The sequence below is a fragment of the Streptomyces sp. NPDC059582 genome, assembly GCF_042735715.1.
GTDB lineage: Bacteria > Actinomycetota > Actinomycetes > Streptomycetales > Streptomycetaceae > Streptomyces.
This window is the reverse complement of sequence record NZ_JBHWCC010000042.1, coordinates 16,327-38,682: the sequence shown is the minus strand read 5'-3', so window position 1 is coordinate 38,682 and position 22,356 is coordinate 16,327. Positions and strand designations below refer to the sequence as shown.

22 protein-coding genes and 1 pseudogene are annotated in these 22,356 nt (G+C 71.3%); 8 read left to right on the top strand and 15 right to left on the bottom strand.

Features of this window, described 5'->3' with window-relative positions; genetic code table 11:
• Positions 1 to 165: 165 nt before the first annotated feature.
• The 6 genes from cbiE to ACFV0T_RS29820 all read right to left on the bottom strand — a co-directional run bounded on the left by cbiE (position 166) and on the right by ACFV0T_RS29820 (position 5,973).
• On the bottom strand, positions 166 to 1,386 hold the full coding sequence (gene cbiE, locus ACFV0T_RS29845) for a precorrin-6y C5,15-methyltransferase (decarboxylating) subunit CbiE (RefSeq protein WP_385785694.1): 1,221 nt from the start codon (positions 1,384 to 1,386) through the stop codon (positions 166 to 168).
• 88 nt (positions 1,387 to 1,474) lie between these two features.
• Complete coding sequence (locus tag ACFV0T_RS29840) at positions 1,475 to 2,122, bottom strand: GNAT family N-acetyltransferase (RefSeq protein WP_385785691.1); 648 nt, start codon at positions 2,120 to 2,122, stop codon at positions 1,475 to 1,477.
• Between the two features lie 127 nt (positions 2,123 to 2,249).
• Positions 2,250 to 3,086, bottom strand: a complete 837-nt coding sequence (locus ACFV0T_RS29835) for a MetQ/NlpA family ABC transporter substrate-binding protein (protein WP_385785688.1) — start codon at positions 3,084 to 3,086, stop codon at positions 2,250 to 2,252.
• Between the two features lie 105 nt (positions 3,087 to 3,191).
• The gene (locus ACFV0T_RS29830) at positions 3,192 to 3,917 is read right to left on the bottom strand and encodes a methionine ABC transporter permease (protein ID WP_385785685.1); all 726 of its coding nucleotides are present in this window, start codon (positions 3,915 to 3,917) and stop codon (positions 3,192 to 3,194) included.
• Positions 3,914 to 4,957 carry a methionine ABC transporter ATP-binding protein gene (locus tag ACFV0T_RS29825; protein WP_385785682.1) on the bottom strand — a complete coding sequence of 348 codons (1,044 nt, stop codon included), beginning with the start codon at positions 4,955 to 4,957 and terminating at the stop codon, positions 3,914 to 3,916. Before ACFV0T_RS29825 ends, ACFV0T_RS29830 begins: the two co-directional genes overlap by 4 nt.
• A gap of 365 nt (positions 4,958 to 5,322) precedes the next feature.
• The gene (locus ACFV0T_RS29820) at positions 5,323 to 5,973 is read right to left on the bottom strand and encodes an HAD family hydrolase (protein WP_385785679.1); all 651 of its coding nucleotides are present in this window, start codon (positions 5,971 to 5,973) and stop codon (positions 5,323 to 5,325) included.
• Between the two features lie 109 nt (positions 5,974 to 6,082).
• Here ACFV0T_RS29820 and ACFV0T_RS29815 point away from each other — a divergent pair, with 109 nt between their 5' ends.
• On the top strand, positions 6,083 to 6,442 hold the full coding sequence (locus ACFV0T_RS29815) for a hypothetical protein (RefSeq protein ID WP_385785677.1): 360 nt from the start codon (positions 6,083 to 6,085) through the stop codon (positions 6,440 to 6,442).
• A gap of 1 nt (position 6,443) precedes the next feature.
• Complete coding sequence (locus tag ACFV0T_RS29810) at positions 6,444 to 6,857, top strand: hypothetical protein (protein WP_385785674.1); 414 nt, start codon at positions 6,444 to 6,446, stop codon at positions 6,855 to 6,857.
• 47 nt (positions 6,858 to 6,904) lie between these two features.
• Here ACFV0T_RS29810 and ACFV0T_RS29805 read toward each other — a convergent pair whose 3' ends face one another.
• The 3 genes from ACFV0T_RS29805 to ACFV0T_RS29795 form a co-directional block, all read right to left on the bottom strand.
• Positions 6,905 to 7,402, bottom strand: coding sequence for a GNAT family N-acetyltransferase (locus ACFV0T_RS29805; RefSeq protein WP_385785671.1), 498 nt, complete (start codon positions 7,400 to 7,402; stop codon positions 6,905 to 6,907).
• A 45-nt stretch (positions 7,403 to 7,447) separates the two neighbouring features.
• The gene (locus ACFV0T_RS29800) at positions 7,448 to 7,954 is read right to left on the bottom strand and encodes an RNA polymerase sigma factor (protein ID WP_385785668.1); all 507 of its coding nucleotides are present in this window, start codon (positions 7,952 to 7,954) and stop codon (positions 7,448 to 7,450) included.
• Between the two features lie 67 nt (positions 7,955 to 8,021).
• Positions 8,022 to 9,203 (bottom strand): glycerophosphodiester phosphodiesterase, encoded by a 1,182-nt coding sequence (locus ACFV0T_RS29795; RefSeq protein WP_385785665.1) that lies wholly within the window; start codon positions 9,201 to 9,203, stop codon positions 8,022 to 8,024.
• A gap of 309 nt (positions 9,204 to 9,512) precedes the next feature.
• On the opposite strand from ACFV0T_RS29795, the pseudogene ACFV0T_RS29790 reads away from it, so the two are divergent.
• A pseudogene (locus ACFV0T_RS29790) lies at positions 9,513 to 10,272 on the top strand (lysophospholipid acyltransferase family protein).
• Positions 10,273 to 10,455: 183 nt separating this feature from the next.
• On the opposite strand, the gene ACFV0T_RS29785 reads toward ACFV0T_RS29790, so the two are convergent.
• The 5 genes from ACFV0T_RS29785 to argH form a co-directional block, all read right to left on the bottom strand.
• Positions 10,456 to 11,967 (bottom strand): MFS transporter, encoded by a 1,512-nt coding sequence (locus ACFV0T_RS29785; RefSeq protein WP_385785663.1) that lies wholly within the window; start codon positions 11,965 to 11,967, stop codon positions 10,456 to 10,458.
• A complete protein-coding gene (locus tag ACFV0T_RS29780) occupies positions 11,964 to 12,530 on the bottom strand; it encodes a TetR/AcrR family transcriptional regulator (RefSeq protein WP_385785660.1) in 567 nt (188 codons plus the stop codon). The genes ACFV0T_RS29785 and ACFV0T_RS29780 overlap by 4 nt, the downstream gene beginning before the upstream one ends.
• 116 nt (positions 12,531 to 12,646) lie before the next feature.
• Positions 12,647 to 13,618 (bottom strand): aldo/keto reductase, encoded by a 972-nt coding sequence (locus tag ACFV0T_RS29775; protein WP_385785657.1) that lies wholly within the window; start codon positions 13,616 to 13,618, stop codon positions 12,647 to 12,649.
• Positions 13,619 to 13,671: 53 nt separating this feature from the next.
• Positions 13,672 to 13,932 carry a hypothetical protein gene (locus ACFV0T_RS29770; protein ID WP_385785656.1) on the bottom strand — a complete coding sequence of 87 codons (261 nt, stop codon included), beginning with the start codon at positions 13,930 to 13,932 and terminating at the stop codon, positions 13,672 to 13,674.
• 150 nt (positions 13,933 to 14,082) lie between these two features.
• Entirely contained in the window at positions 14,083 to 15,510 is a 1,428-nt protein-coding gene (gene argH, locus ACFV0T_RS29765; protein WP_385785653.1) for an argininosuccinate lyase, read from the bottom strand.
• Between the two features lie 900 nt (positions 15,511 to 16,410).
• Between argH and ACFV0T_RS29760 the strand changes: the two genes are divergently transcribed.
• From ACFV0T_RS29760 to ACFV0T_RS29740, 5 genes are all read left to right on the top strand, one after another.
• A complete protein-coding gene (locus ACFV0T_RS29760; protein WP_385785651.1) occupies positions 16,411 to 16,998 on the top strand; it encodes a pyridoxamine 5'-phosphate oxidase family protein in 588 nt (195 codons plus the stop codon).
• A 2-nt stretch (positions 16,999 to 17,000) separates the two neighbouring features.
• Complete coding sequence (locus ACFV0T_RS29755) at positions 17,001 to 17,702, top strand: L,D-transpeptidase (protein ID WP_385785648.1); 702 nt, start codon at positions 17,001 to 17,003, stop codon at positions 17,700 to 17,702.
• Between the two features lie 108 nt (positions 17,703 to 17,810).
• The gene (locus ACFV0T_RS29750) at positions 17,811 to 19,193 is read left to right on the top strand and encodes a ferric reductase-like transmembrane domain-containing protein (protein WP_385785645.1); all 1,383 of its coding nucleotides are present in this window, start codon (positions 17,811 to 17,813) and stop codon (positions 19,191 to 19,193) included.
• 19 nt (positions 19,194 to 19,212) lie between these two features.
• The gene (locus ACFV0T_RS29745; protein ID WP_385785643.1) at positions 19,213 to 19,989 is read left to right on the top strand and encodes an FMN-binding protein; all 777 of its coding nucleotides are present in this window, start codon (positions 19,213 to 19,215) and stop codon (positions 19,987 to 19,989) included.
• A 55-nt stretch (positions 19,990 to 20,044) separates the two neighbouring features.
• Positions 20,045 to 20,785: an FAD:protein FMN transferase gene (locus tag ACFV0T_RS29740; RefSeq protein WP_385785641.1), complete on the top strand. Its 741-nt coding sequence runs from the start codon at positions 20,045 to 20,047 to the stop codon at positions 20,783 to 20,785.
• 1,027 nt (positions 20,786 to 21,812) lie between these two features.
• Here the strand turns inward: ACFV0T_RS29740 and ACFV0T_RS29735 are convergent.
• Complete coding sequence (locus ACFV0T_RS29735; RefSeq protein WP_385785639.1) at positions 21,813 to 22,352, bottom strand: arginine repressor; 540 nt, start codon at positions 22,350 to 22,352, stop codon at positions 21,813 to 21,815.
• Positions 22,353 to 22,356 lie beyond the last annotated feature (4 nt).

Sequence of the window (22,356 nt, the reverse complement as noted above, 5' to 3'; positions counted from 1 at the left end):
GCGACAGCTCGCTGTGGACTGCGCCACGTTGCGCGTCCTCCGGTTCCGCCGTACCACACTCACCCCAAAACGGGCGGGTTTTCCGGACATTGATGAACGAAGTTCCGGGCCACCGGGAGCGGTACAACGATCGGCCAGCCTACCGCGCGCGGTACGACAACAGGATCACGGGGCGCGATCCGGCAGCACACCGCTGAGCAGGAACGTGACGCTCCGCTCGGTCTCCGTCCAGGCCCGGGTGTCCAGTTCGACGGACTGGAGGAGGGCGCACTCGACGTCGTAGCCGTGCTCCGTGAGGTCCCGGCCGATGACTTCGGCCGCGTCCCGGTTGGCCGCGTGCGTGACGATGCGCTGCGGGCGGCGGTCGGCGACCGCGGAGACCACGGCGGCACCCCCGCCGGCGACGCGGACCACGTCGGGTTCGGGCAGGCGCTCCAGGACGTGCGGTGCGCTGCCGTGGACGATCTGGAGCTGGACCCCGTGCCGGCGCCCGGCGGCGTCGGTGCGGGCGCAGGCCCGAGGGTCGCGGTCGACGGCGATGACGGCGGCGCCGGCCCGGGCCGCCTCGGTGGCGAAGGCGCCGCTGCCGCAGCCGATGTCCCACACGAGGTCGCCGACCCGGGGGCCGAGCCGGGCGAGTTGGGCGGCGCGGAGCAGATCCGTCTCGCCCTCGCCGAGCGGTCCGTCGTAGGCCTCCGGGGGCAGTGTCCAGCCCCGTGGTCCGGCGGCCGGGTCGCGGCCGGCGATCCAGCCGCCGCCCTCGCCCGGGGCGCCCCGGCCGGCGGGGCCGCCGATGACGATGACGACGTTCGGGTCGCGCCAGGTGTGGTCGGCGGCCTTGTCCGAGGTGACGACGGAGACCTGTTCGCGGTCGGTGCCGAGTTCCTCGCAGATCACGAAGGTGCGGTGGACGCCCTCCAGGAGGAGGCCGAGTTCGGCGGGTCCGGCGCCGGGTGAGGTCAGGACCGCGACCTTGGCATGCGCTCGGCATACGTTCACCGCGCGTCGCAGCGTACGGCGGTGTGCGACGACCACATGGGCGTCGTCCCAGGGCATCCCGGCTCGGGCGAACGCGGTGGCCACCGAGGAGACCGCGGGGACGACCTCGACCTCCAGCCCGAAGTCGGGCGCGCGCAGGGTCCGTACGACACCGAAGAAGCCGGGGTCGCCGTCGGCGAGCACGACCGCGGTACCGCGATGCCCGGCGATGCGACGGGCGGCGAGCTCCACGCTGCCCAGCCGGATGCGTTCGGCGGCGGGCGGAATCTCGGGCAGTGCCAGGTGGTGGGCCGCGCCCGCGACCAGCGTGGCCGCACCCAGGGCCGCGCGTGCCGTGGTGGTCAGCGGCGAGCCGTCCCAGCCGATCACCGTGACCCGGTCGGCCATCGTCCAGTCTCCAGGGGTCTCGCGCAGGTCGTCAGGGGGACAGCCCGCAAGGGGGCTCCGTGAGGGTACCTGGTGGCGGGGTGCGGGTTCAGTTCCAGTCGGTGTAGGCGGTGGACGACGTGAAGCTGCCGCTGTCGGAGAGCTGCTCCCCCGCCCCCTCCAGGTCCTCCGGCAGCAGGCTCCAGACGATGAAGTCGGTGCGCACGTCGACCCAGATGCCGTCCTCGGTGCGGGTACGCGCTATGCAGGCGTTGCGCAGGACGCCCTCGCTGATGCAGCCGATCTTCTGGGCGACCTGCTGCGAGGCCGTGTTGTCAGCCGCCGTGCGCAGTTCGATGCGCTCGAACTTCTGGTCCGTGAAGAGCCACTGGGCGGTGGCGAGGGCCGCCTCGGAGGCATAGCCCTCGCCTCGTGCCCAGGAGGCGACGATGTACGACAGTTCGGTGGACCGGACGTGCCAGTTGGTCTTGCCGAGCTGGATGATGCCGACCAGCCGCTGAGTGAGGAACTCCGTGACGGCGAGGTCGAGGCCCCGTCCCGCGACGCGCTCGGCGGGCGCGTAGGTGCTGACCCAGGTGCGGGCGCCGTCCCGGGTGAAGGGCTGGGGCACGCTCGTCCAGGCCGCGATCTGCTCGTCGTTCATCATCTCGGCCAGGGACGCGACGTCGTCCTCGTCGAGGGGACGCAGCACCAACCGCTCCGTGCTGATGGAGATGTTGGGGAAGGTGCTCGTCATGCGCCGCTCCGTAACCGTCGAATCGTCAGGTGCTGCTGAACTGCCCAGCATGCAGCATGAAAGCACCGGACCGCACCACGGGGTCGACTCCCGTCGGGGAGTGGACCCCGTGGTGCGGTGAGCCGTACTAGAACGACGGGATGACGGAGCCGTCGTACTTGTCCTGGATGAACTTCTTGACCTCGGGGGAGGTGAGGAGCTTCGCGAGCTTCTGCACCCGCGGGTCCTTCTCGTTGCCCTTCTCCACGGCGAGGAAGTTCCCGTACGGGTTGTCCGTGGCGGACTCGAGGACGAGGGCGTCCTTCGAGGGCTTCAGGTCGGCCTCGATGGCGTAGTTGCCGTTGATGACGGCGGCGTCGACGTCGTCCAGGGAGCGCGGGGTCTGGGCCGCTTCCAGCTCCTTGAACTTGAGGTTCTTGGGGTTCTTGGTGATGTCGGCGGGGGTCGCCTCGGTGCCGACGCCGGCCTTCAGGGTGATGAGCCCGTTGGCGGCGAGCAGCTTGAGGGCGCGGGCCTCGTTGACGGTGTCGTTCGGAACGGCGACGGTCGAGCCGTCCTTCAGGGCGTCGGCGCTCTTGAACTTGTGGGAGTAGAGGCCGAGCGGCTCCAGGTGGACCGTGACGACGGGAACGATGTGAGTGCCGTTCTTCTTGTTGAAGTCGTCGAGGTACGGCTGGTTCTGGAAGTAGTTGGCACCCACGGAGCCGTCCTCCGTCGCCGTGTTCGGGGTGACGTAGTCCGTGAACTCCTTGACCTCCAGGTCGAGGCCCGCCTTCTTCGCCAGGTTGTCCTTGACGAAGTCGAGGATCTGGGCGTGCGGGGTCGGGCTCGCGGCGACGACCAGCGGTCCGCTGTAGTCGGACGAGGAGGAGGCGGAGTCCTTCTCCGAACCGCAGGCGGAGAGTCCGAGGGTGAGGGCTCCGGCGGCGAGGACGGCGGCGGTGATCTTGGCGGTGTTACGCACGAAAAGTGCCTTTCCTAGTGGGTGGTGCGCCCCCGCCGGTTGGTGGTGCGGGGGAAGTCCGTGGTGCGAGGTGCGGGGAGAACTCGAGGTGGGGTGTGGCGCGGGTCAGACGGTCTTGCTGGTCGCCGTGGCGGCTTTCAGCAGGCGGAGCTTCGGCGCGGCACCGCTCTGTCCGCCGCGGCGGTGCAGGGAGCGGGCCGCGTAGTCGCCGGCGAACTGGATCAGCGAGATGACGACGGCGAGGATCGCCACCGTGATCCACATCAGCTGGGTCTCGAAGCGCTGGTAGCCGTAGCGGATGGCGATGTCCCCGAGGCCGCCGGCGCCGACCGTGCCGGCCATCGCGGAGTAGCCGATGAGGGCGACGATCGTGGTGGTGGTGCTGGAGATGAGGGAGGGCAGCGACTCCGGTACGAGGACCTTGCGCACAACCGTCCAGGTGTTGCCGCCCATCGCCTGTACGGCCTCGACGAGCCCGCCGTCCACTTCGCGGACAGCCGTCTCGACCAGCCGGGCGAAGAAGGGGATCGCGCCGATGGCGAGCGGCACGATGGCGGCCTCACGGCCGATGGTCGTCCCCGTGATGGACCGCGTGAAGTTCATCAGCGCGACCATGAGGATGATGAAGGGCATCGAGCGGGCGACGTTCACGACCTGCCCGATGACCTTGTTGGCCAGGACGTTCTGAAGGAGTCCGCCCCGGTCGGTGAGGACGAGCAGGACGCCGAGCGGAAGGCCGCCGACGACGGCGATGAGCGTGGACCAGCCGACCATGTAGAGCGTGTCCCAACACGCCTGGGACAGCAGGGGCTGCATCTCGGACCAGCTCACTTCGCACCTTCCTTGACCAGCGCGGGCGTCTGCGCCCGGTTGTCGACCACGTCGATCTGAAGTCCCTGCTCGCGCAGGAAGCCGATGGGCACGACGTTGTCCTCGTAGCCGCCGGGCAGTTCGATGCGCATCCGGCCGACCTGGAGGCCGCCCACGGTGTCGATGGCGGCACCGAGGATCGATATGTCGATGTTGTAGGTGCGCGAGAGCTGGGAGATGACCGGCTGGGTGGCGCTCTCGCCCTGGAAGGTGACGTCGACGACGGTGCGGTCGGCGCCGGTGGCCTGGCCGCCGACGGGGAACAGGGCGGCGGCCAGCTCGGAGCCCGGGGTGGCGAGCAGGTCGCTGACCGTGCCGGACTCGACGATGCGGCCGTTCTCCATCAGGGCCGCCGAGTCGCAGACCGACTTCACGACGTCCATCTCGTGCGTGATGAGCAGGACGGTCAGGCCCAGCTGCCGGTTCAGGTCGCGCAGCAGCTGGAGGATCGAGCGGGTGGTCTCCGGGTCGAGGGCGCTGGTGGCCTCGTCGGAGAGCAGCACCTTCGGGTCGCCGGCCAGGGCGCGGGCGATGCCCACGCGCTGCTTCTGGCCGCCGGAGAGCTGGGACGGGTAGGCCTTGGCCTGGTCTGCGAGGCCGACGAGGTCGAGGAGTTCCAGCGCCTTGCGGGAACGTTCCTTCCCTGACTTCCCGAGGATTTCGAGCGGCAGCTCGACGTTGTCCTGAACGGTCCGGGAGGACACCAGGTTGAAGTGCTGGAAGACCATGCCGATACGGCTGCGCGCGCTGCGGAGCTCCTTGCCGGCGCGGGGTCCGCGTCCGGCCAGGGCCGTGAGGTCCTGTCCGGCGACGGTGACCGTGCCGGCGGTGGGGCGTTCGAGGAGGTTGACGCAGCGGATGAGCGAGGACTTGCCGGCGCCGGACTGGCCGATGACGCCGTACACCTCTCCCTCGCGCACGTGCAGGTCGACGCCGTCCAAGGCGGTGACCTCACGGCCGCGGGAGCGGTAGACCTTGGTCAGGCCCGTGGTGGTGATCACTGGAGATTCCGTCACTGTCGAGTGCGCGGGCGTGGGTGTGCCCGGGCACGGGTGCATTCGTTCAGGGACGCGGCACGGTTCTCGCGGTGGCGATGGAACCGGGGAGAACATGTGCGCGGGCGGCGTCCGTCACGTACGACACACGTCGTGCGGACAGGCCACGTCCTCTCGCTTCGGGGCGCGAGACCGGGTGGTGCGGGGGCCCTCTAGAAGGCGCACATTCGACACATACAACGAGCACCGGGCGTCATGGTCGCCTCGGTCGCAAGGGTGCGGCTGCTCGTCGTGGTCATGCGATCAGTAAACCAGACGTACGGCCCTGACCCTCCGCCGCTGTCCACATGCCGGACAGCGGCGGACAGCGGTCAGCGGCGGACGGAGATCTCCACTCCGCCCTCGGTGACCAGTGCCGACAAGGCCGACAGGTCCTTCACCACCAAGTCGGCGTCCAGCTCGTGGGCCCGGTGGGTTGTGGCCAAGGCCACGGTGGCCATGCCGGCCGCGCGCCCCGCCTCCAGCCCGGCGGGGGCGTCCTCGAAGACGACGCAGTGGGCCGGGTCGACGCCGAGGCGGTGGGCGGCGAGCAGGTAGGGCTCGGGGTCGGGCTTGCCGCGCGTGATGTCGTCGGCGGCGATCAGCGTCTTCGGCAGGATGCCGACGGCGTCGAGCCGGGCCTGGGCGAGCCGCAGGGTGGCGGAGGTGACGACGGCCCACCGGTCGGCGGGCAGCGAGTCGAGGAAGTCCCTGGTCCCGGGCAGCAGCTCGACGCCACCGCCTGGCACGTCCTCCACCTCCAGCAGCTCGATCCGCGCGACGGCCTCCGGCACGATCTCGGCGGGCAGCAGGTCGGCGGCTATCTCCACGGCCGTCCGGCCGTGCAGCGCGACCCCCGCGAAGTCCTCGGCGGTGATCCCGTACTCCTGGGCCCACCGGGTCCAGCAGCGCCGCACGGAGGCGAGGGAGGAGACGAGGGTGCCGTCGTTGTCGAAAAGGAGGGCTTGTGCGTGGAACGTCATGGTCCAGACCCTACGGCGCCGTCGCGTGCGGCCCCGGCGGGACCGGACCGGGCGGCCGTCGGCCGGGGCCGCACGCGGCGGTCCTTTTGGGCCGTAATAGGGTCGCTCCATGCTTGATGCCCTGACGTCGGCGATCGGTGTCGCCGCGCTGCTGCTCGCCGCCTGGTGCGGCTGGGCGGCCTATCGTGACCAGCCGACGAAGGACTGGCACTTCATCGGGATGGCCGTGGTCTCACTGCTGGCCGTGGTCCAACTGGTGGTCGGGATCGTGCAGTTGGCGCGGGGCGAGCAGGCGGAACAGGGGACGACGATCTTCGTGGCGTATCTGGTGGGCGCGTTCGCGTGCGTCCCGGCCGCCGGCTTCATGTCGCTGGCCGAGCGGACCCGGTGGGGATCGGCGACGGTCGCGGCCGGCGGTGTCGTCCTCGCCGTCCTCGAAGTGCGGCTCTTCGACATCTGGGGAGGCTGAGATGACCGAGGTGAACGAGAAGCCGGCGCGGCTCATCGGCGGGCCGGGCATTCTGCTGGTCTGGCTGTACGGCGTGATGGTCGTCGGCGCGGTGTCGCGGTCCGTCTACCAGATCGCCACCGAGTTCGACCGGGCGCCGCTGGCCTACGCGCTGTCGGCGGTGGCGGGCGTGGTGTACGGCTTCATCACGTACTCGCTGGTGCGCGGTGGGGACCGGGCCCGCAGGGCGGCGCTGGTGTGCTGCGCCGCCGAGCTCGCGGGCGTTCTGATCGTCGGTACCTGGACCCTGGTCGACCCCTCGGCGTTCCCGGACGCGACGGTGTGGTCGAAGTACGGCATGGGGTACGTGTTCATCCCCGTGCTGCTGCCGCTGTCGGCGCTGTACTGGCTCCGCAGGGCGGGCACCCGGGACTGAGGCGCGCACCGGGGACGGGCGGCGGCGGCAGCGACCCCCGGGCCGCGCTAGGCGGTCGTCGCGTACGTCTCCGCCGGCTTCTCCAGGACGATCATCGGTACGCCGTCGTCGCCCTTCGACGTGCCCACCGTCTCGTAGCCGACCCGGCGGTACAGGCGCAGGTTGCCCTCGCTGCGGTGGCCGGCGAACAGGCGGAACTTCTTGGCGCCGCGCTCCTCGGCGAGAGCCGACTCGGCCGCGCGGAGCAGCCGGGCGCCGATGCCGTGACCCTGGAGGCGGGGGTGGACGCAGAGCTTGCCGATGGAGGCCGCGCCGTCCTCGGTGATCCGGCCGCGCACCGTGCCGACGACCTCCTCGCCGAGGCGGGCCACGAAGACGCAGTCGGAGTCGACCTCCGCGCGGACCGAGTCGAGCCTCTGCACCAGCGGGTCGATGCGGTAGTTGCCGTACAGCGCCGCCTCGCTCTGGAAGCACAGGTACTGCAGCCTGAAGATCTGCTCCACGTCCTGCTCGGTCGCCACCGAGATGGTCACGCTCATGCCCATGTGCGCACGCCTCCCGCTCACCTGATCGCCTGTTGTCCCTCACTCCTATCCCCGTGCTCCGCGGGCCGCAACCTCCGGCGCGAGCAAACGCCTCAGACATCCCAGACATTTGGAACGTTCCGGTCCCAGACTGCCTTGTGAGATACCCAACTCCCCCGCGATCTCCCGGTAGGTGAGGTCCTCCGGCGCCAGCAACGCCTCCAGCAGCCGGGGGCAGCGGCCGGGCAGCCGGCGCACCGCGTCGCGCAGGGCGCGGTGGCGGGCGGCGCCGAGGGCGAGTTGCTCAGGGTCGCGGCCGTCGTCGGCGACGGGCTCGGTGGCGTACGGCCGTTCACGGCGGGCCCGGCGGCGGGTGCGGCGCGCCTCGGAGCGGACGGCCCTGCGCAGCCAGCCCTGGGGGTCGGAGGGCGGCGCGTCGACAGCGAGGCGCTCCAGGAGGCGGAGCCAGACCGCCTGTTCCAGGTCGACCGCCTCGGTTCCCGAGGCGTGCGCCTCGGCGGAGGCCTCGGCGGCGAGCAGCGGGCGCAGGGTGGTGAGCATGTCGTGCTTCATGTGCGGCACGACGCGGCCGCCCGGGCGGCGGGTTGCCCGGGCGGCCGACTGTCACTCCAACGGGGAATCAGCCGTTGACGAAGTCCGCGCGGGCCAGCACGCCGGTGTCCGCGTTGTCGGTGAAGACACCGTCGATACCGGTCGCGAAGTAGGCCTTGAAGGCGCCGAAGGCGTCACCGTAGCCATCGGCGTCGGTGCCCTTGCGGAAGTTCGTGGGCAGGAAGGGGTTCTCGTTGCGCATGGTGTAGGGGTGCAGGATCAGACCCACCGCGTGCGCGTCCTTGACCAGGGTGGTCGGCGTGCCGAGGTTGCCGCTCGCGTCCCGCGGGACGACCAGGTCCAGGGTCGGTCCGATGCCCTGCGCGTAGCCGGCGATCTCCCTGAGGCCCGCGGGGCTGATGAGGTCGGCGACCGTGCGCGGGTCACCCGTCTCGACGAAGTCCCAGGGGCGGCTGTTCGCGGTGGACAGCAGCACGACGAGCGGGTTGTCGACGAGCCGGTTCAGGCGCTGGATGCTGGTCGGCTCGAAGGACTGGAGGATGACCGGCGAGTTCCACTTGTCCTTGTTGTACTTGCGCAGCAGCTTGGCGACCCGCTCCTCCAGGCCCAGACCGAGCTTGCGGAAGTAGGTGGGGTGCTTGGTCTCCGGGTAGATCCAGACCTGCTTGCCGCGCTTACGGGTCTGCTCGTCCTGCCAGCGGAGCACCTCTTCGAAGGTGGGGATCTCCCAGCGGCCGTTGTAGAGGGTGTTGTGCGGGCGGTTGGCCGGGATGCGCTCGACGGCCCGCAGGGTCTTCAGCTCGGCGAGCGTGAAGTCCTCGGTGAACCAGCCGGTGGTGGGGACGCCGTCGAGGACCTTGGTGGTCTTGCGGTCGGCGAACTCCGGGTGGTCGGCGACGTTCGTGGTGCCGCCGATCTCCGGCTCGTGCCGGCAGACGAGGTGGCCGTCCTTGGTCGGGACCAGGTCACCGGCCTCGACGACGTCGGCACCCAGGTCGAGGGCCAGCTGGTAGGAGCCGAAGGTGTGCTCGGGACGGTAGCCGCTGGCACCGCGGTGGCCGATGACGGTCGGCACGGGCAGGCTCTTCAAGCCGCGTCCCCCGTGCCGCGCGTCGGCTCTCGCCGTGCCGGCGGTGCCCAGGACCACCGCGCTCGCGCCGAGGACCGCCGCGCCGAGCAGCGCCCGACGTCCGGTCCTGGTCGTCTCCTCGTTCGGCCCCTGCGGCTCCTGTGAACCCTGCGTACCCATGAGCGTCCTCCTACCGTCGGCTCGTCCGTGCGCGCCGATCGTAGGGGCGTGGACATGACCGAAGGGAGGCTCCGCGTCGAACACGTGGATGACACCGGATGGCGTGTCGTCGGCGGGTCGTGACGGTGTGTCGGATTCGGCTCCGGCGGCGGGGGTACGCGAACAGTATCCGCCCGGCGCGGTCGGGCGGTGCGAACCGCGCGATGTCCGCCACATGGCCCACAGCGTCGCGGTCGCGTTACGCGGGGGTGGCGGAGCTGCACCGCAGGTAAACGTACGTCAACAGTGCGTAAGACCTCGGTGAACCCGATGTGCGCCACCCCGGGGGCCGCGAGTATCGTCCTCACCTGCACTGACACACACTTCGCTCGGCCGTCTCTCGACCCCGGAGGGTCCGTTGTCCCGCTTCACGCTCATCAAGGCAGTGCTCGGACCGGTCATGCGCCTGATGTTCCGCCCTCAGGTGGAGGGTGTGGAGCACATTCCCGGCGAGGGCCCGGTCATCCTGGCCGGCAACCACGTCACGTTCATCGACTCGATGATCCTGCCGCTCGTCTGCGACCGCCAGGTCTGCTTCATCGGCAAGGACGAGTACGTCACCGGTAAGGGCTTCAAGGGCCGGCTGATGGCGTGGTTCTTCACCGGCGTCGGCATGATCCCGGTCGACCGGGACGGCGGCAAGGGCGGGGTCGCGGCGCTGATGACCGGCCGTCGGATCCTGGAGGAGGGCCGGGTCTTCGGCATCTACCCCGAGGGCACGCGCTCGCCCGACGGCCGCCTCTACCGCGGGCGTACCGGTATCGCGCGACTGACACTGATGACCGGGGCGCCCGTCGTCCCCTTCGCCATGATCGGCACGGACAAGATCCAGCCGGGCGGGTCCGGGATGCCCCGGCCGAGCCGGGTCACGGTCCGGTTCGGGGAGCCGATGGAGTTCTCCCGCTACGAGGGGATGGACCGGGACCGCTATGTACTGCGGGCCGTGACGGACTCCGTGATGACCGAGGTCATGCTGCTCTCCGGGCAGGAGTACGTGGACATGTACGCGACGAAGGCGAAGGCCGCGTAGCGCTGCGCTCGCCGCGGTCGCTGCGGTCGTCACGGTCGCTGCGGTCGTCACGGTCGCTGCGGTCGGCTTCTGGGCGCGGGTGCGGTGTGGTTTTGCGCAGTTCCCCGCGCCCCTTTTAGCACACTTCCCCGCGCCCCTTTCAGTGGGTTCTACGTTCCGCCCCCCGCCCGCTCGGGTCGGTTGTCACAGCCGCTGGTCGCGCAGCAGGAACCAGGCTGCCGCCGCCGTCGCGAGCAGTACCGCCGCGCCCGCGCCCGCCGCCAGGCTCAGCCCGTGCACGAAGGCCTCGCGAGCCGCGGTCAGAAGTCGCTCCGCGGTGTCCGGGGGCAGGTGTGCCGCCGACTCGACCGCGCCGCCCAGGGACTCGTGCGCAGCGGCCGGGGTGCCCGCAGGCCCCGTGAAGTCGCGGTAGACGCCCGTCATGATGGAGCCGAGTACGGCGATGCCGAGGGCCGCGCCCAGTTCGTACGCCGTCTCGGAGACCGCGGACGCGGCGCCCGCCTGTTCCTTCGGCACGCTGGAGAGGATCACGTCGGCGGTGACGGTGAAGGAGAAGCCTGCGCCGACACCGACGACGAGCAGGGCGGTGCCGAGCAGCGGGTAGCCCGTCGACCGGTCCAGCACGGTGAGCGCGGCCAGCGCGAGCCCTACGGCGGCCAGACCGCCCGAGACCACGGCCCGCACCGAGAAGCGCCGTGCCGCGCGACCCGCGACCAGACCGGCCGCCACCGCGCCGATCGCGGCGGGCAACTCGGCCAGGCCGGCCTCGAACGGGCCCCTGCCCTGGACGAGTTGCAGGTACTGGGAGAGGAAGAACACCAGGCCGGACAGGCCCAGCACGGTCAGCAGATCGGCGAGGACGGCACCGCTGAAACCGCGGCTGCGGAACAGCCGCATGTCGAGCAGCGGGGTCGGCATGGTGAGCTGACGCCGGATGAACCCGTACAGGGCGGACGCGCCCAGCAGGCCCGCGGCGCATGTCTCCCAGGTGAGTCCGTGGGTGGCGGCCTCCTTGACCGCGTACACGACACCGATCATGCCGACCAGGGACAGCACCACGCTGATGAGGTCCCAGGGGCCGGGGTTCGGGTTGCGGGACTCCGGCAGCAGCCTGATGCCGACGAGGACGAGGACGACCATCACGGGCAGGTTGATCAGAAAGACGGAACCCCACCAGAAGTGCTCGAGCAGGAAGCCGCCGACGATCGGTCCGATCGCCGTGCCCGCAGAGGCGGCGGCACCCCAGATACCGATGGCGAGGCTGCGCTCACGCGGGTCGTGGAAGAGGTTGCGGATCAGGGCCAGAGTGGCCGGCATCAGGGTGGCACCGGCGACACCGAGCAGCGCCCGGGCCAGGATCATCGTCTCCGGCGTGGTCGCGTAGGCGTTCAGGACGGATATCGCGCCGAACGCCGTGGCGCCGCCGAGCAGGATCCGCTTGCGGCCGATGCGGTCGCCGAGGCTGCCCATGGAGACGAGCAGACCCGCGATGACGAAGGAGTAGACGTCGCCGATCCACAGGAGCTGGGTGCCGGTCGGCTCCAGGTCCTCGCTGATATAGGGGGTCGCGAGGCCGAGGACGGTCGCGTCCACGGCCACCAGCAGCACGGCGAGCACGAGGACGCACAGCGCGAGCCATCGGCCCGGGCGCCGCACCGCCTCCGTCGTGGCCGCCGGCCGCAGGGTGCTGGTCATGATTCCTCTCTCCGTGGTTCGTCCCGTCGAAGCGCGCCGCCCAGAAGCAGTTCGACGGTCATGTGCGTGAAGTCCTTCGCGGCGACCCGGCCTTCCGAGACCGCCCAGGCGGCCGAGGCCAGCAGGCCGTACAGCGCCTCGGTCAGCCAGGCCGGGGTGAGGTCGATGCGGAACTCGCCGGTCGCCTGCCCCTTGCGGAACAGGGCCGCGATGCGGTCGTCGATCCGGGTCCAGCCCGCGTTCTGCTCCTCGCCCTCGAACAGCTGGTTCTCGGTGTAGAGGAAGGCCAGCAGCCCGGCGGCGGGTTCGATGGCGCGCACCAGCCGGTGCACGGCGTCGCGGGCCGGGCCCTCGTCCAGGCGGGCGGCGTCCAGCGCGGCCTCGCACTCGGCGATGCCGAGCGACTCCAGCGCCCGGACGAGCACGTCCCGCCCGGCGAACTGGCGGTGCAGGGTGGCCCGGCTGATTCCGGCGGCCTTGGCGACCTCGTCCATGGTCGCGGTGGATTTGCGGGTCAGCAGGGCGGCTGCGCTGCGCAGCACGTGGTCACGATCGACGGCCATGAGACAAGGATAGACCAAATGAGACACACTTGTCTCATCGTGGGCGCGTGTGCCTCATGGACACCGGGCGCGGCGCGCCGGAGACGATCACGCTCGGCGGTGCGAGGGGTGCCTCATCAGTGCCAGGGCAGTCGCCCGCGCCGCTCCCAGTACGCGTGCGGCTCCTCCACGAGCGTGGCCAGCCGGGCCAACTGGTCCTCGTCGAGGTCGACGACGGCCGCGTGCAGGTTGGAGGCGAGCTGGTCGGCGGTCGCGGCACCGGAGAGGACCACCCCGGCCCAGGGCTCGCGCAGGACCAGGGCGAGGGCGACCGCGTCGCACCCGAGGGACGTCCGCTCCGCCACCTCCCGCAACGCGTCCGGCGCGTACGGCTGCGCGAGCCGCCCGTTGGCCATGCCCTCCTTGACGATCACCGTGAGTCCCGCGTCGCGCGCCTCGGCGAGAGCGGGTCCGGCCGAGGTCTCCAGGGCGTTGTACGTCGACTGGACGGTACGGAAGAGGGGCTCGCCGTCGACTGTCACGGCGAGCGCGGCACGGATGGCGTCGGCCTGGGCCGGGCCGCTGGTGGAGAAGCCGATGGTGACGCCGTTGGCGGCGGTCTCGGCGAGCTTCGCGTGGAGCTCCTTGTCGGTGAGGGCGGGACTGTCCGGGGTCACCGAGTGGATCTGATAGAGGTCGAGCCGGTCGCCGAGCAGGGCGGCGGTCTCGGCGCGCTGCCTCTCGTACGTCCGCACGCCGTGGTCCTTGACCTCGTGCCGTTCGGCGTCGGTGGACCAGCCCGCGGTGTAGGTGTAGCCCCACTTGCTGCCGACGACGACGCCGTCGAGGCCGGGACGCGCGTTCAGCCAGTCGGCGAGGAACTCCTCGGAACGGCCGTAGGAGCGGGCGACGTCGAAGTACCGCACACCCTGGGCGTAGGCGGCGTCGAGGAGTTCGTGGGTGCGCTCGCGCAGGGCGTCGACGCTGCGGACGGACGGCAGGTCCCGCTCCCGGCCGAGGTTGATGTAACCGGGACGGCCGACGGCGGCGAGGCCGAGACCGAGGTGGGCGGTGGGAGTCGTCGCTGCGCTCAGGCGGTCGAAAGGCATCGCGTGCTCCGTTCCGGTGGCTCCATGCGGCTCACGACCAACGTAACCCGCCCTCACCCGGGCGGCGCCGCCTCCCGCACCAGGCCGGCCGGCTCGGCACGCAGGAGGTTGGCGTGGGCGCCCTGGAGGGACGGTCCCGGTCTGACGATGACCCTGCCGCACTCGACGTTGTAGCGGACGCCGGGCTCGAACGTGTGGCGCACCTGTCCGCTGTCGGCCGCGACCGCGACGGCGTCCACACCGCCGAGGCCGTCGCCGCCGACGGCGCCGTACGCGCAGCGCCTCGGCCGGCCGGTCGGCGTGAGTCGCCGCACCCCGCGCTGTCGTGGCCGGCAGTGCGGCCACGCGCACGGCCGGACGTCCCCGCCCCATGACCGCCCCGCTCCGGACAACTGCACCGGCGCCACACCGAGTTGTCAGGGTGGCGCCGGTTCCGGACATTCAGGAGGAGGGTGCGCGGTCGCTCACCGGCGGGCGTCGGCCCACGTGTGCTGCGCCGCCACGTCCGCCTTCACCTCGGCGAGCTGCACGGCGACCGCCTCCGGGGCCGTACCGCCCCGGCCGTTGCGGGACGCGAGGGCGCCGGGGACGTTGAGGACCGAGCGGACCTCGGGGGTGAGGTGGGGGGAGATCTTCGCGAACTGCTCGTCCGTCAGGCCGTCGAGTTCCTTGCCGTCGGCCTCGGCGACCTTCACGCACTCGCCCGCGACCTCGTGCGCCACGCGGAACGGCACGCCCTGCTTGACCAGCCACTCGGCGATGTCGGTCGCGAGGGAGAAACCGGCCGGGGCCAGCTCCTCCATGCGGTCGCGGTGCACGGTGAGGGTGGCGATCATGCCGGTGAAGGCCGGAAGCAGGACTTCCAGCTGGTCGCAGGAGTCGAAGACCGGCTCCTTGTCCTCCTGGAGATCGCGGTTGTACGCGAGCGGGAGCGCCTTGAGCGTGGCCATGAGGCCGGTCAGGTTGCCGATCAGGCGTCCCGACTTGCCGCGCGCCAGCTCGGCGATGTCGGGGTTCTTCTTCTGCGGCATGATCGACGAGCCCGTGGAGAACGCGTCGTGCAGGGTCACGAAGGAGAATTCCTTCGTGTTCCAGATGATGATCTCCTCCGAGATCCGGGAGAGGTCGACCCCGATCATCGCGGTGACGAAGGCGAACTCGGCGGCGAAGTCACGGGAGGCCGTGCCGTCGATGGAGTTGCCGACGCTGCCGCGCTCGAAGCCGAGGTCCGCGGCCACCGACTCCGGGTCCAGGCCGAGGCTGCTGCCCGCGAGCGCCCCGGCGCCGTACGGCGAGACGGCCGTCCGCTCGTCCCACTGGCGCAGGCGTTCGGCGTCCCGGGACAGCGACTGGACATGGGCGAGCACATGGTGGGCGAAGAGCACCGGCTGGGCGTGCTGGAGGTGGGTGCGGCCGGGCATCGCCACGTCCGGGTGGGCCTCCGCCAGGCCGACCAGCGCGTCCTGGAGGTCGGCGATCAGGCCGCCGATGATCCGGGCGTGGTCGCGCAGGTACATCCGGAAGAGGGTGGCGACCTGGTCGTTGCGGGACCGGCCGGCGCGCAGCTTGCCGCCGAGGTCGGGGCCGAGGCGCTCCAGCAGGCCCCGCTCCAGGGCGGTGTGCACGTCCTCGTCGGCGACCGTGCCGACGAAGGAGCCGTCCGCCACCGCCGACTCCAGGAGGTCGAGGCCGGCCAGCATCCGGGTCAGCTCGTCGTCCGTGAGCAGCGCCGCCTTGTGCAGCACGCGCGCGTGGGCACGCGAACCCGCGATGTCGTAGGGCGCGAGACGCCAGTCGAAGTGGACGGACGCGGACAGCTTCGCCAGGGCCTCGGCGGGACCGTCGGCGAAACGGCCGCCCCAGAGCCGTACGTCACCGCTGTTGCTGCTCACTTGGGTTGCTCCTCGAAGGTGGTGATGTGCGAGGTCCGCGTCAGGCTCCGCCTGCTCTATGCATGAGTATGCAGAACTCTGCATGATTCGTCAATCAGGGGCGGGGGGTCAGGGGCGGGCGCCCGCGGTGGGTGGCGGGAGTGCATCGCGTCCCGGTCCGTGCGGACTTCTCCGCGGTCACCTGAACGCGGGAAACCGCTTTCTCGTATTCCTGTCCGCCGCAGGCGCCGCGTCGACCGAGGGACGACAGACACCCCCCGACCCTGGTGAGGCATCCGCGTGTCCAGGGCTTTGCCGAAGTACGACAAGCGCCGCGTCGCGTCCATCGGCGGCGCCGCCGCCTGGTGCTGTCCGGCGCGGTCATCGCCGGTTCCGCCTGGGCCGGAGAGCCGTCCGGGAACGACAGCACGAACGCCCGGACCCTGGCGGACGCCGGCACCATCACCTGCCCGGACGTCGCCTCGCGGTTGCCCGCGATCCCCGCCACCGCGCAGGCCGAGGTCGACCCCAACCTCGCCCTGCTCCGGACCCAGATCGACGAAGCGAACAAGCGACTCGTCGACACCGTCGGCCGGGGCGGACCCGACTTCGTCCCGAACGCCGTCCTCGGCCCGCTCGAGGACGAGCGCGTCTCGGCCATCGACCGGATCGCCCTCTCCATCGGCCGTACCGCCGCCAAGCCCCAGGGCCTGGACTCGCCGGCCGCCTGCACCCTCGAACAGCGAGGTGACAGGCAGCTGTGGCCGCCCCGAATGAGCGCCGGCCGGGGCGGCCACGGCAAGCGGCGGCCACGGCAAGGGCAGGCGGCCACGACGAACGCAGAGCGGCCCCGACGAGCCGTAACGGGACCCGGCGATTCCTGGGGACGGGCGCGAGGGTGTTCGTCGATAATCGTTAGACATGGGAAAGACTTACGAACGCATCGAGGGCAGGCTCCGCACGTTCATCGAGGAGCAGCCCCTCTTCTTCACCGCGACCGCCCCGCTGTCCGGCGACGGTACGGTCAACCTCTCCCCCAAGGGCCTCAGGGGCTCGCTCGTCGTACTCGACGAACACTCCGTCGCCTACCTCGACTTCGCCGGATCCAACGCCGAGACCATCGCGCACCTGCGCGAGAACGGCCGGATCACCCTGATGTGGTGTGCGTTCCAGGGGCCGCCGAACATCGTGCGCGTCCACGGCCACGGGGAGCCGGTCTTCCGTGACGACCCCCGCTTCAACGAGCTCCTCGCCCATTTCCCGGACATCGACCCCACCCCGCACGGCCTGCGCGCGATCATCGTGGTGAGGGCCGAACTCGTGCGCGACACCTGCGGGTACGCGGTGCCCCTCATGACGTACGACGAGGACCGCGACCTGCACGCCAGGCGCTTCGCCCGCGAGGACGACGACTCGCTGAACGACTACTTCCAGAAGAAGGACCACGTGGCGACCAGCCTGGATGGACTACCCGGGCTGCCGTTGCCGCTGCCGCCGTCTAGCGTCTGAGCATGCGCTCTGGTGCCGTCGCCGGTCTCGTCTCCCTGTCCCTTCTGATGCTGGGTGCCGCCGCGCCCGATGCGCGGCCGCCGCTGCCCGCGCTGCTGGCGGACACCGGGGGCGGCACCCAGCTGATCACCGCTCAGGCACCGGACACCGGTTCGACGTCCGGCACGCTCACCTGGTGGGACCTGCGCAACGGGCGGTGGGTGCGGGCCGGTTCCGCGCCGGCCAGGTTCGGGGCGAAGGGACTGGTCGAGGGCGCCTCACGGGCGCAGGGCACGAACACGACGCCGACCGGGCTGTACGACCTGCCGTTCGCGTTCGGCGTCGAGAAGGCGCCGGTCGGCACCGCGCTCGGGTACCGGCCGGTGCGGGCGGAGTCCTGGTGGTGCCAGGACAACGACTCCCGGTCCTACAACCGCTGGACCGAGCCCCGCCCGTCCGACTGCCGGGCCGCCGAGTCCGAGCACTTGATCTCGTACCGGACGCAGTACGCGTACGCGCTCGTCATCGGCTTCAACTACCACGAACGCGTACGCGGGCGCGGCGCCGGAATCTTCCTGCACGTCAACGGGTCCGGGGCGACCGCCGGATGCGTCTCGGTACCGTCGGACGCGATGCGCGCGCTGCTGCGCTGGGCCGACCCCGCGCTGCGTCCGCACATCGCGATCGGCACCGACGACGGACCGACGGCGATCACGCGGTACTGACGCTCCCCATCGGTCACTCGCCTTCGCATTCGACTCTCCAGCAGGCTGAACACTCGGCAGTCGCGGCACGTATCTGTGGGCCAAGGGTCAAGTCCCCACGGAGGAACCGTGACCACCACGCTCGCGGGCGGCCGTGCCGCCCGACGCCAGACGATGCGCCGCATCCGTCCGCGCCGCTCCCCTGCCGTCCCCCTGCTGCTCGCCGTGTGGGCGGGCGCGGTGGGCGTGCTGTGGCTGTGGTGGCACAACACACCGTCGATCGCCGACAACAGCAGCAGGATCCTCAACGCGGGCCGGATCACCGGCCTGCTCGCCGGATACCTGATGGCGCTCGTCGTCCTGCAGATGGCCCGCGTCCCCGCGCTGGAGCGCCGGGTGGGCTCCGACCGGGTGGCCCGCTGGCACGCGATGAGCGGGCGCTACACGCTCAGTCTGGTCATCGCGCACGTCTTCCTCACGATGTGGGGCTACGCGCTCCAGGCCGGCAAGTCGCTCGGCGACATCGTCCAGCAGACGATCGACTCGGTCAACCAGCTGCCGGACATGGGCAAGGCCGCCATCGGCACGGGCCTGCTGGTCCTCATCGGGCTGGTGTCGGTCGGCGGGATCCGCAAGCTGATGCCGTACGACACCTGGTACCACATCCATCTGATGACGTACGCGGCGGTGTTCCTGACGTTCTGGCACCAGATCACCACCGGCAACGACTTCGCCGTCGAGCCGGTCGCGAAGACCGCGTGGTACGTGCTGTACGGCTCGGTCACGGCGCTGGTGCTCTGGTACCGGATCCTCACGCCGATCCGGCTGAACCTGCGGCACCGGATGCGGGTCGAGGCGGTCATCGAGGAGACGCCGGGGATCGTGTCGGTGCTGATCGGCGGGAAGAAGCTGCACCGGATGGGTGCGGAGGCCGGGCAGTTCTTCCGCTGGCGGTTCCTGGCACCGGGCATGCGGTTCAGCTCGCACCCGTACTCGCTGTCGGCGGCGCCCCGCCCGGACATGCTCCGGATCACCGTGAAGGCGATCGGCGACCACAGCGCCGGGCTGCGCGAGCTCACTCCCGGCACCCGGGTGTGGGCCGAGGGCCCGTACGGCGCGCTGACCGCGTCCCGGCGCAGCCGCGGCAAGGTGCTGCTGGTCGCGGGCGGCGTCGGCATCACCCCGATGCGGGCCCTGTTCGAGACCCTGCCCGGCGCGGCCGGCGACATCACCCTGCTCTACCGGGCCAACAGCACCCAGGATCTGGCGCTGTGGGACGAGCTGTCGAAGATCGCCGGTGAGCGGGGAGCGCGGCTGATGTACGCGGTCAACAGTCCCGACGGCGAACGGCCCGACATCTCGGCGGAGAGCCTGCGCCGGAAGATCGGTGACATCGACCGCCACGACGTCTTCATGTGCGGGCCGCCCGGCTTCGCCCAGCAGGTGTACGAGGCGCTGCGCGGCGCGGGGGTCCCCGCCCGCCGCATCCATCACGAGTCGTTCGAGATGTGAGCGACGGGAGTCAGGAGCGATGAAGAAGAGCCACCCCCTTCGGCGTGTGGTGCTCGCCACCGCCGCCACCGTGTCCGGAATCGTGCTGCTGCTGTCGCTGAAGCCGGCGTCCGACCCGGGCGCCGCGCAGGCGGCCGGCGGCACGGCCCCCCAGCAGACGGCCGCCGCGCAGGAGTCCGCCCAGGGCGGCGCCGAGGCCGCCGGAGCGGACGCGGTCACCGGAAACGTGGTCCAGACCCAGTACGGCCCCGTCCAGGTGCGGCTCACCATGAGCGGCGGCAGGATCACCAAGGCCGAGGCCGTCCAGGCTCCCAGCGGCGGCACCAGCACCCAGAAGACCGAACTGGCCGTGCCCAAGCTCAACCAGGAGGCCGTCGCCGCGCAGAGCGCCGAGATCGACGCGGTCTCCGGGGCCACGTACACGAGCACCGGCTACAAGCAGTCCCTCCAGTCGGCACTGGACAAGGCCAGGACCGCCGGCGGGTCGGCCGGGGCCGGCGGCGCGTCCGCCCCGGCCGCGCAGGTCCGTATCCTCACCGGACGTGTGGCCCAGACCCAGTACGGTCCGGTCCAGGTCCGTATCACGGTCAGCGGCGGCAAGATCACCAAGGCGGAGGCGCTCCAGGCGCCCAGCGGCGGCACCAGCACCCAGAAGACCGAACTGGCCGTGCCCAAGCTCAACCAGGAGGCCGTCGCGGCCGGCAGCTCGGACATCGACGCGGTGTCCGGGGCGACCTACACCAGCACCGGCTACAAGCAGTCGCTCCAGTCGGCACTGGACCAGGCCGGTGGCTGAGTCGGTGGCCGAGTCCGCGGAAGCGCCCGCCCCGGTTCGCCATGCGGAGGAGGTCATGGGGACCGTCTTCTCCTTCGACGTCCGGGGCGGCGAGACCGATGCCGTACGGGACGCGCTCGACGAGGCCGTCGCCGCACTGCACCGGGCCGACGAGGTGTTCAGCACCTACCGCGACAGCAGCCAGGTCTCCCGGCTGGCCCGCGGTGAGCTGTCCGTCGAGGAGTGCGCTCCCGAGGTGGCCGAGGTGCTGGAACTGGGCGCCGAGGCGGAGCGGGTGAGCGACGGCTGGTTCAGCATGTCGTACCAGGGGCGCCTCGACCCGACCGGGATCGTCAAGGGCTGGGCCGCCGAACGGGCCGCCGGGCTGCTGGCGGCGGTACCCGGGGTGACCGGCGTGAGTGTGAACGGCGGCGGGGACGTCCAGCTGCGCGGTGCTCCGGGGCCGCAACGGCCTTGGCGCGTGGGCGTGTCCGATCCGCTCCGGCCCGGCGGGCTGGCCGCGGTGATCTCCGCGGCCGGGACGGACCGGCTGGCGGTGGCGACGTCCGGCACCGCCGAACGGGGCGCGCACATCGTGGATCCGCGTACGGGACGCTCCGCGGTGACCGACCTGGTGGCCGTGACCGTGGTCGGCCCGTCGCTGACCTGGTCGGACTGCTGGGCCACGGCCGCGTTCGCGATGGGTTCGCGGGAGGCGCTGAACTGGCTGGAGGGCCTGCCGGACGTGGAGGCGCTGCTGATCACGGCCGGCGACGAGGTGCGGTGCACCGGGGGGCTCGGGGCACGGCTGGGCTGACCTCGCCGACATGAGCGCGGATACGCCGCAAGCCACCGGGCAGCGACGGCCTCGGCACGTACGCGCACCGTCCGGTCCCGTGGCCGGTCGGTCGGCCGAGGCCATCGCCCCCGCCGCCCGGGAGCCGACCCGGTTCCCGGCGCTTCGCCCGCTCCTCCGGCGACAACGGGACGGCGGCTCACACCAGTTGGGACGCGCGGCCCCGCCTGCGGCACGAATTGGCCGGTTCCCTCACGAGCACGGGCCGCCGGATGCCCTGACGAGCAAGGGTCGCGGAATACCCTCACGAGCACGGGCCGCCGGATGCCCTCGGGGCACGGAATCGGCCCCTCGCGGCTCGGAAACCTCGGTCCCTCACAGCGCGAAAACCTCGGTCCTTCGGGACGCGGAAGCCTCGGCCCCTCGTGACACGGAACACGGAAACCCGCCAACCGTGCGGCAGGGACGGCCCGACCCCCGCAGTACCGGGCAGTTGACACCCTCACAGGACGAGGTGTCCGCAATTCCCCACGGCACGCGAGCACCTGATACGCCCTCAGCAACGGGCAGCGTCCGATTCGCTCACGCCAGAAACACCCGATGCGACCACGGCACGCACCGCCCGAATCCCCGCCTGACTGGACGGCCGACACCCCCGCACGACGAGAAGCCCGCAATCCCCTGCAACACGAGGGCAACACCTGACACACCCTCACTAACGGGCAGCGCCCGATGCGCTCATCCCAGAAACACCCGATGCGACCACGGCACGCACCGCCCGAATCCCCGCCTGACTGGACGGCCGACACCCCCGCACGACGAGAAGCCCGCAAGCCCCCGCGACACGAGGGCACCTGACATAGCCTCAGCAGCGGGCGGCGTCCGGCTCCGCGCGCCGCGGAACACCCGGCACACCCGGCGCACACGGTGCCCGGAACCGCCGTCGCGCGCAGCGCCAGGAACCCCGCACGCAGTGCCCGGACCCCCCAGGGCAAGGAGCACCGGACCCCTCGCGGAGCCGAAGAGCCCGGCTCCGGCGCAAGGCGCCTCAGTGGCCGTTCTGGGCCAGTCGCAGCAGGTGGTCCGCCAGGGCCTGGCCCCCGGTCGGGTTCCGGCTGATCAGCATCAGTGTGTCGTCGCCCGCGATCGTGCCCAGGATGTCGTGCAGTTCGGCCTGGTCGATCGCCGAGGCCAGGAACTGCGCCGCCCCCGGAGGGGTGCGCAGGACCACGAGGTTGGCGGAGGCCTCCGCGGAGATCAGCAGCTCCTGCGAGAGGCGCCGCATCCGCTCCTCCTTCGCCGACTCACCCAGCGGGGCCCGCGGGGTGCGGAAGCCGCCCTCGCTGGGGACCGCGTAGATGAGGTCGCCGTCCGTGTTGCGGATCTTCACCGCGTTCAGCTCGTCGAGGTCCCGGGAGAGCGTCGCCTGGGTGACGGTCAGTCCGTCGTCGGCGAGGAGCTTCGCCAACTGGCTCTGGGAACGGACCGGCTGCCGGTTGAGGATGTCCACGATCCGCCGGTGACGGGCGGTGCGGGTCTGCGGCAGGGCGGGCCCCCCGGTCTGCTCGTGATCCTGCGCCTGGCTCATCGTC

What these genes read in the sequence shown, in the direction of transcription:
- cbiE (WP_385785694.1), bottom strand. Translation starts at nt 1,386, where the DNA reads ATGGCCGACCGGGTCACGGTGATCGGCTGGGACGGCTCGCCGCTGACC.
- ACFV0T_RS29840 (WP_385785691.1), bottom strand. Translation starts at nt 2,122, where the DNA reads ATGACGAGCACCTTCCCCAACATCTCCATCAGCACGGAGCGGTTGGTG.
- ACFV0T_RS29820 (WP_385785679.1), bottom strand. Translation starts at nt 5,973, where the DNA reads ATGACGTTCCACGCACAAGCCCTCCTTTTCGACAACGACGGCACCCTC.
- ACFV0T_RS29815 (WP_385785677.1), top strand. Translation starts at nt 6,083, where the DNA reads ATGCTTGATGCCCTGACGTCGGCGATCGGTGTCGCCGCGCTGCTGCTC.
- ACFV0T_RS29810 (WP_385785674.1), top strand. Translation starts at nt 6,444, where the DNA reads ATGACCGAGGTGAACGAGAAGCCGGCGCGGCTCATCGGCGGGCCGGGC.
- ACFV0T_RS29805 (WP_385785671.1), bottom strand. Translation starts at nt 7,402, where the DNA reads ATGGGCATGAGCGTGACCATCTCGGTGGCGACCGAGCAGGACGTGGAG.
- ACFV0T_RS29800 (WP_385785668.1), bottom strand. Translation starts at nt 7,954, where the DNA reads ATGAAGCACGACATGCTCACCACCCTGCGCCCGCTGCTCGCCGCCGAG.
- ACFV0T_RS29795 (WP_385785665.1), bottom strand. Translation starts at nt 9,203, where the DNA reads ATGGGTACGCAGGGTTCACAGGAGCCGCAGGGGCCGAACGAGGAGACG.
- ACFV0T_RS29785 (WP_385785663.1), bottom strand. Translation starts at nt 11,967, where the DNA reads ATGACCAGCACCCTGCGGCCGGCGGCCACGACGGAGGCGGTGCGGCGC.
- ACFV0T_RS29780 (WP_385785660.1), bottom strand. Translation starts at nt 12,530, where the DNA reads ATGGCCGTCGATCGTGACCACGTGCTGCGCAGCGCAGCCGCCCTGCTG.
- ACFV0T_RS29775 (WP_385785657.1), bottom strand. Translation starts at nt 13,618, where the DNA reads ATGCCTTTCGACCGCCTGAGCGCAGCGACGACTCCCACCGCCCACCTC.
- ACFV0T_RS29760 (WP_385785651.1), top strand. Translation starts at nt 16,411, where the DNA reads ATGGGAAAGACTTACGAACGCATCGAGGGCAGGCTCCGCACGTTCATC.
- ACFV0T_RS29755 (WP_385785648.1), top strand. Translation starts at nt 17,001, where the DNA reads ATGCGCTCTGGTGCCGTCGCCGGTCTCGTCTCCCTGTCCCTTCTGATG.
- ACFV0T_RS29745 (WP_385785643.1), top strand. Translation starts at nt 19,213, where the DNA reads ATGAAGAAGAGCCACCCCCTTCGGCGTGTGGTGCTCGCCACCGCCGCC.
- ACFV0T_RS29740 (WP_385785641.1), top strand. Translation starts at nt 20,045, where the DNA reads ATGGGGACCGTCTTCTCCTTCGACGTCCGGGGCGGCGAGACCGATGCC.
- ACFV0T_RS29735 (WP_385785639.1), bottom strand. Translation starts at nt 22,352, where the DNA reads ATGAGCCAGGCGCAGGATCACGAGCAGACCGGGGGGCCCGCCCTGCCG.